This is a genomic window from Proteiniclasticum ruminis (assembly GCF_900115135.1).
In the GTDB taxonomy this organism is placed as follows: domain Bacteria; phylum Bacillota; class Clostridia; order Clostridiales; family Clostridiaceae; genus Proteiniclasticum; species Proteiniclasticum ruminis_A.
The window spans coordinates 441,828-459,441 of the sequence record NZ_FOVK01000001.1 but is presented as its reverse complement, the minus strand read 5'-3'; the positions used below and the strand labels follow the sequence as shown (position 1 = coordinate 459,441).

At 42.2% G+C, this 17,614-nt stretch carries 13 protein-coding genes and 1 riboswitch; of the genes, 8 read left to right on the top strand and 5 right to left on the bottom strand.

Annotated elements, in window-relative coordinates:
* The first annotated feature begins 196 nt into the window (after positions 1-196).
* The gene (locus BM243_RS02110; protein ID WP_074909713.1) at positions 197-4,003 is read left to right on the top strand and encodes a PAS domain S-box protein; all 3,807 of its coding nucleotides are present in this window, start codon (positions 197-199) and stop codon (positions 4,001-4,003) included.
* Between the two features lie 139 nt (positions 4,004-4,142).
* Positions 4,143-5,462 carry a ribosome biogenesis GTPase Der gene (gene der / locus BM243_RS02105; protein WP_074909710.1) on the top strand — a complete coding sequence of 440 codons (1,320 nt, stop codon included), beginning with the start codon at positions 4,143-4,145 and terminating at the stop codon, positions 5,460-5,462.
* A gap of 35 nt (positions 5,463-5,497) precedes the next feature.
* Here der and BM243_RS02100 read toward each other — a convergent pair whose 3' ends face one another.
* The 3 genes from BM243_RS02100 to BM243_RS02090 all read right to left on the bottom strand — a co-directional run bounded on the left by BM243_RS02100 (position 5,498) and on the right by BM243_RS02090 (position 7,410).
* Positions 5,498-6,073, bottom strand: a complete 576-nt coding sequence (locus BM243_RS02100; RefSeq protein ID WP_083422555.1) for a hypothetical protein — start codon at positions 6,071-6,073, stop codon at positions 5,498-5,500.
* Complete coding sequence (locus tag BM243_RS02095; protein ID WP_074909707.1) at positions 6,033-6,425, bottom strand: DUF4430 domain-containing protein; 393 nt, start codon at positions 6,423-6,425, stop codon at positions 6,033-6,035. Before BM243_RS02095 ends, BM243_RS02100 begins: the two co-directional genes overlap by 41 nt.
* Positions 6,426-6,592: 167 nt before the next feature.
* A riboswitch (cobalamin riboswitch) is annotated at positions 6,593-6,773 on the bottom strand.
* A 133-nt stretch (positions 6,774-6,906) separates the two neighbouring features.
* Complete coding sequence (locus BM243_RS02090) at positions 6,907-7,410, bottom strand: GNAT family N-acetyltransferase (RefSeq protein WP_074909705.1); 504 nt, start codon at positions 7,408-7,410, stop codon at positions 6,907-6,909.
* A 263-nt stretch (positions 7,411-7,673) separates the two neighbouring features.
* On the opposite strand from BM243_RS02090, the gene BM243_RS02085 reads away from it, so the two are divergent.
* The 6 genes from BM243_RS02085 to BM243_RS02060 all read left to right on the top strand — a co-directional run bounded on the left by BM243_RS02085 (position 7,674) and on the right by BM243_RS02060 (position 14,684).
* Positions 7,674-8,825 carry an exonuclease SbcCD subunit D gene (locus tag BM243_RS02085; RefSeq protein WP_074909701.1) on the top strand — a complete coding sequence of 384 codons (1,152 nt, stop codon included), beginning with the start codon at positions 7,674-7,676 and terminating at the stop codon, positions 8,823-8,825.
* Positions 8,822-11,863, top strand: coding sequence for an AAA family ATPase (locus BM243_RS02080; RefSeq protein WP_074909698.1), 3,042 nt, complete (start codon positions 8,822-8,824; stop codon positions 11,861-11,863). Before BM243_RS02085 ends, BM243_RS02080 begins: the two co-directional genes overlap by 4 nt.
* Positions 11,854-12,210 carry a Spx/MgsR family RNA polymerase-binding regulatory protein gene (locus BM243_RS02075; RefSeq protein ID WP_074909696.1) on the top strand — a complete coding sequence of 119 codons (357 nt, stop codon included), beginning with the start codon at positions 11,854-11,856 and terminating at the stop codon, positions 12,208-12,210. Before BM243_RS02080 ends, BM243_RS02075 begins: the two co-directional genes overlap by 10 nt.
* A 250-nt stretch (positions 12,211-12,460) precedes the next feature.
* The gene (locus BM243_RS02070) at positions 12,461-13,198 is read left to right on the top strand and encodes a DUF3784 domain-containing protein (protein WP_074909693.1); all 738 of its coding nucleotides are present in this window, start codon (positions 12,461-12,463) and stop codon (positions 13,196-13,198) included.
* A gap of 20 nt (positions 13,199-13,218) precedes the next feature.
* The gene (locus BM243_RS02065; RefSeq protein WP_074909690.1) at positions 13,219-14,319 is read left to right on the top strand and encodes a M42 family metallopeptidase; all 1,101 of its coding nucleotides are present in this window, start codon (positions 13,219-13,221) and stop codon (positions 14,317-14,319) included.
* Positions 14,316-14,684 (top strand): SdpI family protein, encoded by a 369-nt coding sequence (locus tag BM243_RS02060; RefSeq protein WP_083422554.1) that lies wholly within the window; start codon positions 14,316-14,318, stop codon positions 14,682-14,684. Before BM243_RS02065 ends, BM243_RS02060 begins: the two co-directional genes overlap by 4 nt.
* 38 nt (positions 14,685-14,722) lie before the next feature.
* Here the strand turns inward: BM243_RS02060 and BM243_RS02055 are convergent, their stop codons facing one another.
* Together BM243_RS02055 and BM243_RS02050 are read right to left on the bottom strand one after the other, a co-directional pair.
* On the bottom strand, positions 14,723-15,766 hold the full coding sequence (locus BM243_RS02055) for a PTS sugar transporter subunit IIC (RefSeq protein ID WP_431602428.1): 1,044 nt from the start codon (positions 15,764-15,766) through the stop codon (positions 14,723-14,725).
* A gap of 7 nt (positions 15,767-15,773) precedes the next feature.
* On the bottom strand, positions 15,774-17,447 hold the full coding sequence (locus BM243_RS02050; RefSeq protein WP_074909685.1) for an Rqc2 family fibronectin-binding protein: 1,674 nt from the start codon (positions 17,445-17,447) through the stop codon (positions 15,774-15,776).
* Positions 17,448-17,614: the final 167 nt, after the last annotated feature.

Here is a 17,614-nt window from a genome sequence, read left to right as displayed (position 1 = left end):
TCCTTTATTCATAACGATGTGTCCTATCAATTATACAGGAGAAGATACCCTGGTGAAAAGCTGAAAAGCCTTCAAATCCATAATTTTATCAACTTCACAGCATTGTGATAGCCTTTGTCATACGATATAATAAGAGGAGTGTTTTTACAATATAGGACCTATGGCTGCATATTTTTATGGATTGAGGAGAAATGATATGGGCGTGCTGGAGTCTATCGGGAATCAGTTTTGTTTTGATATGCTGGAACTTTCATCTGATCGGATTTGTATTTTGGATTGTGAAGGAAAAGTGCATTTCTCAAACAAAGCGTTCAGAGATAAATTTGTAATAGAAGAAGATCAAGATGCGCACTTCCCCCTGAATGGTGTTTTTCGGGTGGAGGATTTTTCCCGTTTCATTCAAATGCTTTTGCAGGTAAAGAGAAGTGAGAGCTCACTTCATTTCATCGGGATTGGAAAAGATGAAACTCCTGTGATTGTCACCGTGAAAAGAGTTCCATCCACTGGCATGAAGGGAGACTGGTTTTATTGTCTTTTTCGTCCAGAGGAACAGTATCAGACTCCAATGGTAAAAGTGAATCAGCTGCTTTCTCTGTATGACTTTCAAGAAGATCCCAGTCTAACCATTTCTACAGAACATAAGGCCATTCCTCTCATTGGGGAGATGGCTGGAGCCACTGCTGCATACTGGTGCCCCTATGACAAGAAGAAAGAGAAGTTCGGATTTATGCCATGGAAAGGGGATGTTCCCTTTGGCAAAGAAGAGGAAATCTTCTGGTTCACACTTCCAGTCTGGAGAGAAAAGGGTCAGAAAGAGACTGTGAATCACTATGACTGTTTCCCCTGCATCAGAGGGAACTCTCTACTTGAACTGATTCCGATGGAGATACGAAAAAGCCTTGCTGAGGGCATAGACCTATATTGCATGATAGTGGGGGACGGAGAAGAACCATTTGGTGCGGTACTGATTTCACAAAAAGAGTTTCAGACACATCAGCAGATTCTCTGGAATCTATGCCTTTCTCAGTTGAAGTCTTATATCAAAACAAAACGGGAGTATCATTTTTTCAGAGAGCAGTTTTATAAATATAAATTTGGCATCAACGCCATAGGTGTTGCCACTTGGGAATGGGATATTAGAAGCAACTCCATCATCTTTTCCAGAAAATGGGCCGAAATCATGGGGTTTCAATATGAGGAGCTCAGCGAACAGATTGAAGATTGGAAAGACCGCTGGCATCCTGAAGAGCGCGAAGAGAATGAGAAACTGCTTGAAGCGTATTTGTCCGGTGAAATCCAAAGCTATAGTCCGATTTACCGCATGCAGCATAGAGATGGCCATTGGAAATGGTTTATGACAAGAGGACATCTGGTCCGGGACCGTCTTGGAAACCCAATCACCATTTCAGGATTTCATGTGGACATTACGGAGTCTGAAACCATGCGTGCTCATTTTCTCCAAGAAAAAGAAAAATATCTGGACATCATTGAAGCGACCAGAGCAGGTACGTGGGAATGGAACATTCAGACGGGTGAAAACATATATAATGAGCGATGGGCAGAGATTGTCGGATATACGCTGAAAGAACTGGAACCAATTACAGACGATACTTGGGCAAGTCTTGTTCATCCTGATGATCTTGAACGCTCTGACGAAATTGTCCAATCTCTTTTTTACCGTGAAAAAGAGTACTATTCCATGGAATGCAGAATGAGACATAAAGACGGCCATTGGGTATGGGTCCTGGATAAAGGAAAAGTTGTCCGTTGGACTGAAGACGGGAAACCGCTTCAGATGTTTGGAACACATATTGATATCACGGAAGCGAAACTTCTGGAAATGGAAGTGAAGCAAAGAGAAGACAATTACAGGCTCCTTGTGGAAAGCAGTTATGATATTGTGTACAGACTGGATAAGAATGGTATTCTACTGTTTATATCGGCTGCCTGGGAGAAGGTGCTTGGACATTCCATTAAAGAGGCTCTGGGACAGTCCTTCGAACCTTATGTGCATAAGGATGACCTTCATCGGATACAGAAATTTTTCCGGCACATCGAGCATACAGGAAAGCGGATGGAGACAGCGGATTACAGACTGCTGCACAAGGATGGTTCCTACCACTGGTTTACCACCAATGCAGTGCCAATCCTGGATGAAGCTGGAATTGTCATAGGATTTACTGGTATTGCCCGGGATACAACAGAAGTGAAAAAAGCGAACCTGAAAATACTGGAACAGAAGGATGAGTTAGAAAGATTCTTCAGAGTGAATCTGGATTTCTTCTGCATTACAGATTCTAGAGGCGTTTTCCTAAAGGTGAATGATGCATGGGAAAAGTTCCTTGGATTTAAAGTGAAACATATCCGCGGTCAAAATGCGTTGCAGTTTGTTCACCCCGAAGATCTGGACCTTCTGAAAGAATCCATCAGCCAGATGATTGAGGACAAGAAAGAAGGAAGCTTTACCTTGCGGTTTCGCCGAGCCGATGAGAGCTATGTGATGCTGGAGTGGAAAGCACAATATATAGACAATCTCATCTATGCGGCAGCCAGAGATGTGACAGAAAAGAAAAAGCTGCAGGAGAATCTCTATATTGAAAAAGAGCTCTTCCGGACAACACTGCTTTCCGTTGGAGATGGAGTGATTGCAACAGATGAGACCAATAAGGTGCTTCTTATGAATACAGCAGCGCAAGAAATGACTGGCTGGAAAATGGAAGAAGCCTTAGGAAGACCCATTGATGAAATCTATAAAGTCATTTATGAGGACTATGATGCTGTGCACAGCAGCTTCTCAGAAAACAGAATATACTATCGCGGTGGTGAATCCAATGACCGGCTGCTCCTGGCCAAAGATGGAAGAAAACTGCCCGTTGAAGAGAACATTTCCCCCATCAAGGGCAGTGATCAGGGAATTACTGGAATTGTCACGGTTTTTCGCGATATTACGCCCAAAATTGAAAAACAGAAACAGACAGAATACTTAAGCTATCATGATGTGCTCACAGGTCTATACAACAGGCGATTTGCGGAAGATATGCTGAAAAGAATAGATTTAAACAGGAACCTTCCCTTATCTGTTATGGTGATGGATCTCAACGGGCTGAAGCTTACAAATGATGCCTTCGGACATGACTTGGGTGATCTTCTCCTGATGAAATCGGCAGATATCATGAAATCGCATCTGAGAGAAGGGGACGTCCTTTCCAGAATGGGGGGAGATGAGTTCATGGTGCTGATGCCTAAGACTTCCATGAAAGAAGCGGAGGATGTGAAAACAAAGATTTTGAAAGAGGCAGATGCCTGTGAAGTGGGTCCAGTTCAGATTTCTCTAGCAATAGGCATCGCGACCAAAACACTGAAACATCAAAATATACAGGAAGTTGTCAAGGTGTCGGACAATAACATGTATCGTGAAAAATTGAAATACGGGAAGATCATGAAAAATAAAATGATTGAGACCATTCTTGCAAGGATAGGAGAAAAGTTCCCAAAAGAGAAAGAACATCTTTATCATGTGGCGTTGATTGCGAAAAGCATCGGTGAAGCCATGGGGATGAGTAAAGAGGCTCAAGAAAGACTGTTTACTGCAGGAAAACTCCATGATATCGGAAAAATCAACGTTCCCAAAGAAATCCTTCTAAAAGCAGGACCTTTGTCTTATGAGGAATATGAAGTGGTTAAAAAACATGCAGAAACCAGTTATCAAATCATCAAATCTGTTGAAGAGTACGGATATCTGGCGGAAGATGTTTTATATCATCATGAGCGTTTCGATGGGAAGGGATATCCTGAAGGCCTCAAAGGCCAAGAAATTCCTCTCCATTCAAGAATCCTGAACATTGCAGATGCCTTTGAAGCCATGACACATGAAAGAACATACAGTAAGAAGAGGAGCTTAAAAGAAGCTGCCGAAGAACTCAGAGCCCATGCAGGGACTCAGTTTGATCCTCAGATCGTCGAAATTTTTCTCGGGCAGGTGCTGAAGATAGAAAAGCACTGACCGGTGAGTGAACCCTTTGGACGAGGAAGATAAGGAGTCGGAAGCAGAGAATCCAGCTTTTGTTTGACATGACAAAATACTTAGGGTAATATGATTAGATGTACAGAAATGCAAAGTTAGAAAAAAAGAGGTGAAGTAAATGGCAAAACCCATCGTAGCCATCGTCGGGAGACCGAATGTTGGTAAATCGACCTTATTCAATAAACTGGCAGGTCATAGAATTGCCATCGTAGACGACACACCTGGAGTAACAAGAGATCGGATTTATGCAGATGCAGACTGGCTGCATCATGAGTTTAAATTAATTGATACAGGTGGAATTGAGCCTAAGAGTGATGATATCATTCTGGCTCAGATGAAAAGACAAGCACAAATCGCCATTGATACTGCAGATGTGATTATTTTTGTAGTGGATGGAAAACAAGGACTAACGGATTCAGATAATGAAGTAGCTACAATGCTCAGAATCAGCCAGAAACCAATTGTCCTTGCAGTGAACAAAGTGGACAATCTGAAAGATGAAGCCAATGCATATGAGTTCTACAATCTTGGTATTGGAAATCCCATTGCCATTTCGGCAGGACAAGGTCTTGGCTTAGGAGATCTTTTGGATGAAGTGGTCAGTCACTTCAAAGACTATGAAAAAGAAGAGGATGATGATTTCATACGGGTCGCATTTGTAGGACGACCTAATGTGGGAAAATCCTCTCTCATCAACAAACTTCTTGGAGAAGAGAGATCCATTGTTACAGATATTGCTGGTACTACCAGAGATGCTGTAGACAGTTTTCTGGATACGAAGGAAGGAAAGTTCATCCTGGTGGATACGGCTGGTCTCCGAAGAAAGTCTAAGGTGAAAGAAGAGATTGAAAGATATTCAGTGGTTAGAACCCTTACAGCCATTGAAAGGGCTGATGTGGTCGTTTTGATGATTGATGCAGAGGAAGGCATTGCCGATCAGGATGAAAAAATCATCGGATATGCCCATGACATGAAAAAGGCCATCATGGTCATTGTCAATAAGTGGGATCTCATCGAAAAAGATGACAAGACCATGGATAAGTACATGAATGACTATAAGATGAGCTTGAAGTTCATGCAGTATGCGCCGTTCCTGTTCATTTCTGCACTGACTGGGCAAAGAACCCATAAAGTGCTCCAGATGATCAAGATGTGCTATGATAATTACAACAAAAAAATTGCTACAGGGGTCCTTAATGATGTCATTGGCAAAGCTCTTCTTCAGAAAGAGCCGCCTATGATTGGAACCAAGAGACTAAAAGTGTTTTATGGGACACAAACAGGCGTAAAGCCACCTACATTTGTGTTCTTCATCAATGATGAATCAGCACTTCATTTCTCCTATTCCAGATATATCGAGAACCAACTGAGAGATGCCTTTGATTTCACAGGTACCGGATTAAAAATCGAATACAGGGAAAAGAAAAAGGATTCATAAAAAAAACGCCAAGCCCGCTGGGACTTGGCGTTTTTTTATTGTGTTTTGCAGCTGTTCTGTATGGCATGCTGAAAAGCATACTTGTCCCGAAGATGGGAAAGCAGATGTTCTAGTGGTCTGTAGAGAAAAATGCCAAGAACGAAGTTAGAGGCACCATGGACCACATCAAAGGGAATACCTCTCAGCCAATAGACGATACCATAGGAGAATCCATAAAAAATCGATTCAATCATGGCAAAGAAAAGACCAAAACAAAGTCCGAAAGTCAGAGCTAGAAAAGCGAACGGCCACTCAGACTGTGTTTTTTTGTATAACATTGCACTGAGAAAGATCAGCAGCGGCCACAGGATATAGTATCCAATGAGCCATGTCTGGAGTCCATATAAGAAAATCTCGATGGTTGAGAAGATAATGGAAACCAGAAAGGTCTTTTTAAAGCCAAAAACTGAGGCGTAGACCATAAACAGCAGCGTCACGATTTCAACATTGGGGATAAAGGAAAGAGCCATCTTTCCTGCGGTCAGCGAAGCGCTGAGCAGAGGGATGAGAACAATGTCATGGACACTGAGATTAGAAACCTTGAACTTCAAAGGTGTATTCATCTCCATCATTTACTGGTATTTCCTTTATGCCAACCATGGCATCTTCCCCATTGATTTTAATGCTGTAGAACTCTTTCGTGGCATCCGCTTTGTAGTCAAGAAGTCCTACAAGCATTGGACCGTACTGTGTATCTTCTGTTTCAACTTTCAGTTCCTCTGTATTCTCGTTAAGAAGCTCTTCTACATAAAGGGCGTCAGTTTTGAAAGACTTTGTATAGTCAATATTTTCATTGGCAACAATAATGTTTATGGTGACTTCTTTTGTGCCTTCCTCTCCTTTAGGAAAGAGAAGCTTTGAAAGACCAAAACCACCAACTGCTAGAAGAATGATGACGAGAACGGCTACGAGTTTTTTGTTCATGTTTTCCTCCTTGTGTACGAAACCGTACATTATAATCTAAGAATCACTTTAAGAAAAACCTTAAAAGGTGTACAAGGGGAAAATAAAAAGCACCCTTGAAGGTGCGTAAAAGCATTTGCTGGAGATCAGCCAGCAAAGCTAAAGTGACACCTCATGACCCGTGAGGGGAGTCTAAAACAATATAGGCAGGTCTTCCGGCTTGACTATGTAAAAGAATTCACCTTCCCAGATCATCTCCAGTGGCGTAGGAATTCTTAAGAGTCTTACGGCGGCGGGACCGCACAGGCTTTTCCTGTTTCCCTCTTCGTGCAAAGCGCAGACTTTGCAACCTATATCATTAAAATATTAAATTTTCTTAAAATGGATTCTTATAAGCTTATTATATCACATAACGTGAAAAGTTCTAGATGAAGGGATGATTTCTTTTCTACGATGAACCTGTTGAGAAACCATAAAAAAGGATCTAATATACTGTAAGGGTTCAATCGATATTGATCTCAGAAAGAGTAGTCAGGGGAACTTCCTGGAAGCCTAGTGATTCATAGAGTCGTAAAGCGTCGACATTTTCCATGGTGACATACAGAAACAGAGAGTGATAGCCAAGTTCATATAGTCTTTGACAAGCAAGACCAATCAGCTGTGTAGCGTAGCCCATCCTCTGTCTGGACTTTCGCGTGAAGGTATAGGTGATCGTAGGTTCTCCACGATAAAGACAGGTCAGAAGTCCTGCATAGACCGTTTCATCCTCCCGGTATATAAAGGAGGCTTCAGTCATAAGTGGTCCATAGAATCCTGCATAAACGCGCTGGACTTCTTCGATTGTTTGCGCCAGGTCTTCACCTTCATAGTCAACGGTGTCCTGGTAAGCATCCAGGGCACAGGAAGCAATCTCCTCAAGATACTGCCGCTCAGCCGATAGGATTTCATGAGGAAACTCATAATCTGTCTTTGAAAGCCTTAAACTCATACGAACTCGTTTGGGCATAAATGACACCTCCTAAGATTATTTTACACCAAAACTAAGGAATGAACAGACTTATCAGATAATTTAGAGACGTATTTTCATGGGGAAGTGAATCAGGAGCCCGTAATAAGGTGAACGTAGAAAAATTCAGAAGTCTTTAATAGAAGCAAGAAATTATGTTAAAATATCTCTAATAGAATCTGGCTAGCAATAAAACATCTTTATATCAAAGATGTGTTTTGAGAAGCAGATGAGTTCTGTAACTATGGAAGGAGTTGTATTTTATGAAAATACTTCACATAGCGGATTTACATATTGGCCGCTATTTCAATGGAGTATCTCTTCTTGAGGACCAGCGGGAAATGCTTCAGGATATTCTGAGGATTATTAAAGAACAGAATCCGGATGTTGTGCTCATTGCCGGGGATCTGTACGACAGGTCGATACCTCGGGAAGATGCTGTGAAACTGAATGATTTTTTTCTTACAGAACTGGTCAAGCTGGGGAAGAAAAATCTGGTGATCACAGGGAATCATGACTCTCATGAGCGGGTTGGTTTTTTAAGCAGCCTGCTGGAGGACAAAGGACTCATTGTTGAAAATACGGTCAGAAGACCGTTACGATGCATCACACTGAAGGATGAGTTTGGCCCAGTGGAGTTCTATCTCTTTCCATACCGTGATACATCCATTCTGAAAAATATATATGAACTGGAGAGTTTTAAGGATGATTCCATGGTCTATGAGCGGATTTTCAAAGAAAGCAGAAAGGTGAATTCAAATAGGAAAGTCCTTGTCTACCATGGCTTTGTGGCTGGAAGTGCTAAGGATGAGATGGAAGAGTCTGACTCCGAGAGACTTCTATCTGTGGGCGGACATGACTATATAAAATCCAGTGTCTTTGAAGGGTTTCACTACGTTGCTCTTGGACATCTGCATAAGGCACAATGGGTGGAAAGAGGCAGGATCCGTTACTCAGGTTCTCCGATGAAATACTCTTTTTCTGAAGAAAATCACAATAAGAGTGTGAGCCTGATTACACTTTCTGCTGAAGGAGCCGTAGAGGTATCAGAAATCCCGATCTACACCAAAAGAGATGTGGTCACTTTGGAAGGGCATTTCACAGAACTTATGAACCTGCAGTATGAGGGAAATCCGGAGGATTACATCAGAGTGTTTTTGAAAGATCAGGAAGAGATTCTTGATCCGATGATGCGTCTACGAACTAAATTCCCTAATATACTGGAACTGAGAAAAAAGAGAGAAGAAGAGAATTTATTTAATGAGCAGGCTGAATTTTCTATGATTCAGCAAAATGATGTGACAGCACTGTTCCGGGATTTCTACAAACTCAAGAATGAACGGGATATGGATGAGAACGCTGCAGAGCTCTTTAAGGAGATTCTCATTTCGCTGGAAAGAGGTGAGAAGGGATGAAACCACTGGAACTGAAAATGAAGAATTTCCTTGGTTTCAAAGAAGAGACCACGGTGAATTTCAAACTGCTGTATGAAGATAAGATTTTCCTTATTACGGGTCCAACGGGGGCTGGGAAAACTTCCATTTTTGATGCGGTCTGCTATGCGTTATATGGAGAAGGCAGCGGGGAAGTTAGAACCAAAGCCAAGTGTTTCAGAAGTCAGCTCGCAGATGAGAAGGATGAAATGGAAGTTTCACTGCTTTTTGAAGTGCGAGGAAGACAATATTTCGTGAAGAGAATTGAGAATGCACGAGGCCTTAATAAGGCTTATTTTACGAAGATGGATGATGATGCCGAAGCTTTGGTGAAAATCAAAGAAGTCAATCAGGAGATTGAAAGCATTATTGGACTAAACCTGGATCAGTTCAAGAAAATTGTGATGATCCCTCAGGGAGAGTTTCGGGAGTTCCTAACAGCAGGAACAAAAGACAAGTCAGAAATACTAAAAAAGCTCTTTGCCACAGAACAGTATGAAAAGATCCAGCTTCTTATCAAAGAGCGGTTTGATGAGAAAAAAGGTGTTGAAAAAGATCTGGTGACGAGATTTTCTGAGATTTTACGAGAAGCTCAAGTTGAAAATAGAGACATCGAGCTGGGCAAAGATGTCTTGAATGAGGCACTGGAAAAAGAGCAAAAAGAACTGAATGCCTTAAAAACAGAGAAAGCCAGTAAAGATCAGGAAGTCAAACTGATAGAACAGGAGCTTCTCTTAGGACAAAAAGAGAACGAAGAGCTTGAAAATTATCTGGTTGCAAAGAAGCGGCATGAAGAGCTTCGTTCCCAGAAGAGAGTTTATGATAAAAAAGAACAGGAACTGAAGCTGCTTCGGAAAATTTCAGGAATCACCCACATCGAAACTCAGATGGAGAGTTTGATCAAAGAGATTCAAGGAAAGGAAGGGGAAAATCAGAGGCTTCTTCTGGAACTGAGAAAAATCTCAGAACAGCTGGTCCGTCAGGAAAGAAGCCTGCAAGACGCCAACAGAAATGCAGAAGAAGTAGATAACCTGAAGGAGACTCGTACCCGGATTTTAGATCTTGTGGACAAATCTAGAAGACTCAAAGAAGTATCCCAGAAAATTTCAGTCTTTGATGCTGAATTGAATAAGCTTAAAGAGCAGATGAATCATTACAGCAAAAAAGAACAACAGCTGAAACAGATGCTGGAAGAGGAAGAGCAAGTCAGAAAAGGACTTGCTGAATCAAATCTTGAAGCTGAAAAACTGAAGAGCAGTCAAAAAGAACAGCAGAATTATTTGAAGGAACTGGGGAACCTTTTCAAGAAGATGGAGAAGATGGAGCTGCTTCAAAGCAATCTCATCCAAGTAGACCGGGAGCTTCATCTGACTGAAAAGGAGCTTGAGCAGAAAGAATCGAACCTTGCAGAGGAAAGCAGAAAAAAAAGCGGACATTTCGCACTGATACTCCGGCAGAATTTACAAGACGATGTACCATGTCCGGTCTGTGGTTCCTTGGATCATCCACTGGGCTTTAAAGAAATTCAGGGTTTTGATGAAGAAAGATTTTTAAAAGCAGAAGAAGAGAAAAAACGAGTAGAGAGAAGACTATCGGAGCTTCATGCCAGCATCAAAAATCTGAAAGCGAATATCCATGACCTTCATGAAGAGGTGGAGGAGCTCCGTCAAGAACTGAAGATTGAAACGGTGAACGCTGCGATGACATTCAAGATCGGACAGGAAGAAAAGCAGAAGTTTATGCTGGGAGAAAAAAGGCTGGCAGAATGCTTAAACAAGGTGAACGGGTTATCTACAAAAGATTTGGCGCTGAAGGATCTTATTAAGTCACTTCAGCAGGAGCTTCAGAATAAAGACAACGTCGCAGAGCAGTATGAAAAAAGCAGAAGTGCTCTCCTGGATCTTTCTGGTGAACAAAGAGGTCTTCTGGAAAGTGGAGTACCAAAGGAACCCTTGGGACTCATAAGTAAAGCGGAAGAGATAGAAAAGAGAGTTCAGTCGCTTTATAATAGTGCACTTGAAGCAAAGAATGCCTACGATAAATCAAGGCAATATGAAGAAAACCTTAAAGGCAAAGAGAGCACACTTCGAGAAACTCTTGAACAAAGCAGAGCCAAATATGCTGAACTGAAACAGCATCTTCTGGAGAGACTTCAGCAGGAGGCACTTTCTGTTGAAGTTTATAACGCTTATCGGGATCAGGTATCTCAGATGGATACCATGGATCAGGAGATTCAGGAGTTCTATCAGGCCTACAATAAATCAAAAGGGGTATTTGATGTACTGAAGGATCGGGGCGAAACCCTTCAGTTCAAAAGTCTTGAACCAATACAAAAGATCTTGCAGAATCTGCTGCAAGAACAGAAGGTTCTGCAGGATCAGGTGGAGGCCAAGTCCATTCTGCTTCACGGATTGACCAGAGCCCATGAGCGACTGGGAAGACTGTATGATGAATATCTGGAGAATAAAAAGGTGTTGGCGCTTTATCAGGATCTTTATGATACAGCATACTTAGGAATGAATTTCGAGACCTTTGTTCAAAGTTACTACTTTGAAGGAATTCTGCTTAGAGCAAATGCACGTCTGAGAAAAATGTCTGAAGGAAGATATCAGCTGAAAAGACGAAATGAGACAGAAAGCAGACGAGAGAAAATAGGCCTTGGACTGAATGTGTTTGATGAGTATTCTGGAAGAGAAAGAGATGTGCAGTCTCTGTCTGGCGGTGAAAGTTTCAAGGCATCCTTATCTCTGGCACTTGGACTCTCAGATTTTATTGAGAGTCATAAAGGATCCGTAAATCTTGAGACCATCTTTATTGATGAAGGATTTGGATCCTTAGACCAAGATTCTCTGGAGAACGCATTAAGCTGCCTGATGGAATTGAACGTCAGTGGAAGAATTGTGGGGATTATCTCCCATGTAACGGAACTGAAAGACAGAATACCTGGCAAGATTGAAGTGAGAACTACGCCAGGAAATGGAAGTGCAATAAAAATAACTGGAGGCACCAAATGGAATTAGTATGTTATGCAAAATGCGGAACCTGTATGAAAGCTAAAAAGTTTCTCATGGCAAATAATCTGGACTACGAGTATCGGGAGATTGTCTCAAGGCCACTGAGCGTGGAAGAACTGCGCGATGTGTACAGAAAATGCGGCCTGCCCATCAAAAAGCTGCTCAATACCAGTGGACTAGTCTACCGGGAGCTGGAGATGAAGGAAAAAGTAAAAACCTATTCTGATGAAGAGATTCTTAAGCTTCTTTCGGAACATCCTATGCTTGTGAAAAGGCCGGTGCTTCGTAAAGAGGATGTAGTGCTTATTGGTTTCGAAGAGCAGGAATGGACGGAAAAGCTTCTAAAAGAATAAACACTTCTCATGAACTGAAATGAATCAGGATCAAAGAAGAAAGAACCTTTTTAAGTTCATCTTCAGAACTGAGTTTTGATCGAACAGGAATAAAGTGTTGTAATCTCCCGTTGGGGGATTCATGCCTCATTACGTTAAAGTGTGTTTGAAGCAGTAAAATCTGTGTAGGGTACACTTTTCTACCTGTAGAGATAAAGTGGTACAATGGACATAAATAAACAGAAAATCAGGAGTACTGGGAGGAATTGAAATGTGGTTCTATTTTTTGCTGGGCACCATCATCATCGGCATGGGGCTTTTAGTTCATAAGGGTAAGGCTTATTTTTTAATATCAGGGTACAATACTTACTCCAAGGAAAAAAAGAAGAATGTAAATGTGGAAGCCATTGCAAGATATATGGGATTATACAGTTATCTTAATGGTTTCATCGCTTATTTAGCAGGAGTTCTTACTGCATTGGATGTTAAGAACCTTATGACTCCCGTCATTGTTTTTTTCGTCATCTCTACAATCGTACTGCTTGTGAAGATTCAGAAATATGATGGCAACATGGTTGATGAAGAGGGGAAACTGAAGAAAGATGGCAAGAAACAGTTGGTAATTGTAGGAATCATTACAGGGATTACTGTGATTTTTGTGGGGGCTGTGATGTTTTATTCCACAAGACCCACCACTGTGGTTCAATTTGAAGACTCCTTTGAAATCAAGGGAATGTATGGAGAAGAGGTTCCCTATGAAGAAATAGTGACTGTGGAGCTCTTGGAGCATCTGCCTGCGATCACGATGAGAACCAATGGTTCTGCGGTAGGACCAAAACTGAGGGGGCATTTCAATACCAGGGAGTATGGCGCAGTGAAGCTTTTTCTGGACAAGTCCAAACCGCCTTATATATACATTGAAACCTCCAAGAGAAGATTTGTGATGAATCTACCGGAGAAGAGCAAAACATCCGATTTTTATGAGTTTTTAAAGAGTAAAGTAGAGTAAAAGGGGGGGGGGAGAAGAAGATGAAAAATATGGAAGCACTTGAAAAGTTATCCAATGCCTTCGGTCCTGGAGGATTTGAGGAGGATGTGATTGTATCTGTACGTGAAGAACTCTCTCAGTTCCAAGTGGAAGTTGATGCCATGAACAATGTATATATCAGAAGGTCAGCTCATGACGGAAATAAACCAGTGCTGATGCTGGACGCCCATCTGGATGAAGTTGGGTTCATGGTTCAGTTTGTAGATTCGAAAGGTCTCATTTCCATTGTTCCTTTAGGCGGATGGGTACCGAGTAATCTGCCCGCCCACAGCATGGTCATCAAGAACAGCCGGGGAGAATACATCAAGGGAATTGTTGTATCCAAACCGCCTCATTTTATGTCCCCTAAGGAGAAAGCGTCATCTGAACTGACCCTTGAGGGACTGCGCATTGATGTGGGCTGTACCAGCCGTGAGGAAGTGACTGAGCTGTTTGGGATTTCTGCGGGGGATCCGGTGGTCCCTGATGTACAGTTCCGCCGAGAAGAAAAAACAGGGATTCTCTTGGGGAAAGCTTTTGATAATCGGATTGGCTGTTACGCAGTTCTTGAGACACTGCGCAGGCTTGAAGGGCTGGATCTACCAGTGGATGTGGTAGGTGCTTTGGCTTCACAGGAAGAAATCGGGACCCGGGGAGCCCAGGTCACAGCTCAAGTGGTGAAACCTGATATGGCTTTTGTTTTCGAAGGTTCTCCTGCTGATGATATGTATTATGACGCTTTTGAAGCCCAGGGAGTGCTGAAGAAAGGTGTACAGATCAGGCATCTGGATCAGAGCTATATCAGCCATCGGGGGTTCATTAACCTTGCCACAGAAATAGCGAAAGAGAAAGATATTCCTTTTCAGAGCGCAGTAAGAAGAGGTGGAGGAACCAATGCAGGAAAGATTCATCTCTCCGAAAAGGCCGTTCCGGTCCTGGTGCTAGGGATACCTTCAAGATATGTTCATACACATTATTCCTATGCAGCGGAAGATGACATTGACGCAGCAGTAAATTTGGCGGTGGAAGTCATAAAGTCCTTAGATTCGGAGAAGGTAAGGGTGCTTTATAAATCAGACCTTTTTAAGAGTGATAAGTTATGATGGCATTCAGTCTGGGCACGACAGGCCTTCTCATGGGCACTATGCTGATTTTTGGATGGATTTTCATCAAGCATCCACCCAAAAATATCAACTCTGTATATGGGTATCGAACACCAAGATCCACAAAAAACCAAGAAGTCTGGATGTTCGCTCATAAGACAGCAGGCGGGATTTGGCTGAAACTTGGCGCGGTAGGCACAGCCGCTTCTATTCTACTGATTTTTCTGTTTGAACGTTTTGGAGTTCTTGAACGTTTTTCAGTGTATCTTATTTATGCACAGCTGATACTTCTATTAGGCGTGATTCCTTTGACAGAATGGGAAATTAGCCGGAATTTCAATCGGGACGGATCAAAAAAAGAATAAAGACCATCGAAAAAAGCTGGCCATTGGCCAGCTTTTTATCATACATTCAGTTTCATATCTCCAGGCTTGATATACCCCTTTTTTCTCATAATCTCTGAAATAAGAAGAGTCAGAAGAGCAGGCAGTATGATGTGCATCAGAAGGATCAAAAAGAGTGTTCTCGAGCTTGAACCCATGACACTGATTGCATCAAACTGGCCGACAAGTCCTGATGTTCCCATTCCTGCTCCAAGCTTAGAACCTTCCATTTTAAAGACTGCACTGGCTACAGGACCTAATATGGCAGAAGCCAGTGTTGGAGGAATCCAAATTCTGGGGTTTTTGATGATATTGGGAATCTGAAGCATGGATGTTCCTAGCCCTTGGGAAAGAAGTCCACCAAATCCGTTTTCTCGGAAAGAAGCCACTGCAAATCCCACCATTTGAGTTGCGCATCCTACAGTAGAAGCCCCAGCAGCGATGCCTGATAGGCCCAGTGAAACAGAGAGCGCAGCGGAGCTGATGGGGAGAGTAAGCACGACACCCATGACCGTTGAGACGATGATGCCCATGGGGACAGGCTGAAGTTCTGTGGCTTTATTGATGAAGTCGCCCACAAAGGTCATAAAGGCAGTAATGAAAGGAGCGATGTAAGCACCCGTTAGACCACCAATGACAATTGCTGCCAGAGGCAGGATGACGATATCCACTTTTGTTTTGCCTTTCAGAAGCTTTGTGAGCTCAGCTGCGATGAGAGAAGCAACAAGAGCTCCAACTGGTTCACCGATCCGTGCGACAGTTTGTCCATCTACTAGGGTGAAAGTGCCAGCACCTATGGCGCCTACGGCTACTGAGGCAAAAATGCCAAGGGGTGGAGCTCCAACGCTATAGGCCACAGCCGCACCTATGGCAGGTCCCATAAGAACCTGGGCGGCACTTCCGAAAGTCACCAGTATGTCCAAACCTGTTAGCGTACCAATCTGTTTGATGATCAGTCCGATGAGCAGGGATGCAAAGAGTCCCTGTGCCATACCATTCAACACTTTAATGGCATAGGTTGTTATTTTGCTTTTTTCTTTACCTTTTTGTTTCAAATTAAACACCTCAAAGTTATTCTTGTCTCAGAATTCTTGGTGCCTCCGGATCCACATACAAGGTTTTGTTCGTTGCGTATATGACCATCCCTGGTTTTGCGCCAGACGGTTTTTTGATGTTTTTCACCAGGGTATAATCTACGGGAACCTTGGTGGATTTGGAGGCTTTACTGTAATAAGCTGCTAGATTTGCTGCCTCCAGCAATGTTTCTTCGTTAAAATGATCACTCCGGATGATGACATGGGAACCAGGAATATTTTTGGTGTGTAACCATGTATCATGCCGGTTTGCGAATTTTATGGTGAGGTAGTCATTTTGTGCGTTATTTTTACCCACAAAGATATCAATACCTTCACTGGATTTGAAGTGAAGAGGTTTCGACTGTTTTTCTTTCTTGGATGTGCTCTTTTTAAATCTGAGATATCCTGCAGCCATCAATTCTTTTCGGATGTCCTGAATCTCATCTTCTGTCTCCAGATTTTCCAGTGACAAAAGAATAGACATCAAGTAATCTTCTTCCTCTAGAGCCAGTATCTTCTGACCCTTTGCCATAACTTCCGCTCGTTTCTTTTTGTTGTATTTATTGTAATACTGCTCAATGTTCTGGCTGATGGTTTTAGAAGGATTCAGTTTGATGCTGATCTTTTCTCCGGTATAGTAATTATCCAGAACAGCTTCATTCATACCATCTTTCAATGCGTATACATTGGCTGAAAGAATCTCACCTCTAATTTTGAAGTCCTCTTTATCCAGGGAATCTTCCATGGATTTATCGAGCACTTCAATTTTCTTACGTACTCGGGCGAGATTATTCACAAGGATTTTCTGAAGATCGGATGTTTTTGAACGCATCCGGTCTTTTGTGTCTTTCTCTTGGACGAAGGTTTCCAATGCCAGGGATGGAGAGCTGTATTCCAGATATGTTTCCTTAAAGGGATAGCTGGTTACATCTTCAAAACCTTTTTCCGATTTCAGGATATAGAACCGGTCACTAGAGAGGATCCTCTCTAAGATTTCCATAATAAAAGTGAGAGGTTCGTCTTCCCGATAGAGATGGTAAAGATCATGGGAGGTCTTTTTGGACACTCCTGCAAACACAGTACTGAAGAAGTTTTCTCCAAATGATACAAGAGATAACTTCTCCCGAAGCTCCTCCATTCTATAATTTGAAGGATTCAATTTTCCAGAGGAAGGCGGTGCCACGTATTTTTTTCCTGGCAGTAGAGTTCGATAGGAGTTTTTCATTGAGGATACATGTTTGATGCAGTCCACAATGGTTCCTTCCTGGTCTCTGATAAGGAGAATGTTGGAGTGTTTTCCCATCATTTCAATGGACAAGGTGAATGCCTGGTCTTCGCCAAACTCATCATACCCTAGAAAATGAAGGTTGATCAGTCTGTCTCCATCCACTTGTTCCACTTTTGTGAGCTTTGAGCCCACGAGATGTTTTCTCAGAACCATGAGAAAAAGCGGGGCTTGCATCGGATTTTCTCTTTGTATATCTGTAAAGTGTATTCTTGCATAGGAGCTGTTGGAAGTCAGAAGAAGTTTTTTTGTGCCTTCTTTCCCCCGCATCTGCAGAATTACTGTGTCCTGTTCAGGCTGGGATATTTTATTTACTTTCGCATCCTGAAGAGTATCTTGCAGTTCCTTTACAATTGATGAGAAATATAAACCGTCTAAAGCCATAGTACCATTCTCACGGAAGTGAGCTTCCGTGTTTCCTCCTTTTGCCTTACCTAAGGCAGAGTGTGTGCAATCAACCTATATTATAACTTATTTTCAGACAGACACCAAATATGAATAATTTCTGTTTCGATTCTTATAATATAGTCCGATGAGAAGAAGAGAGTATG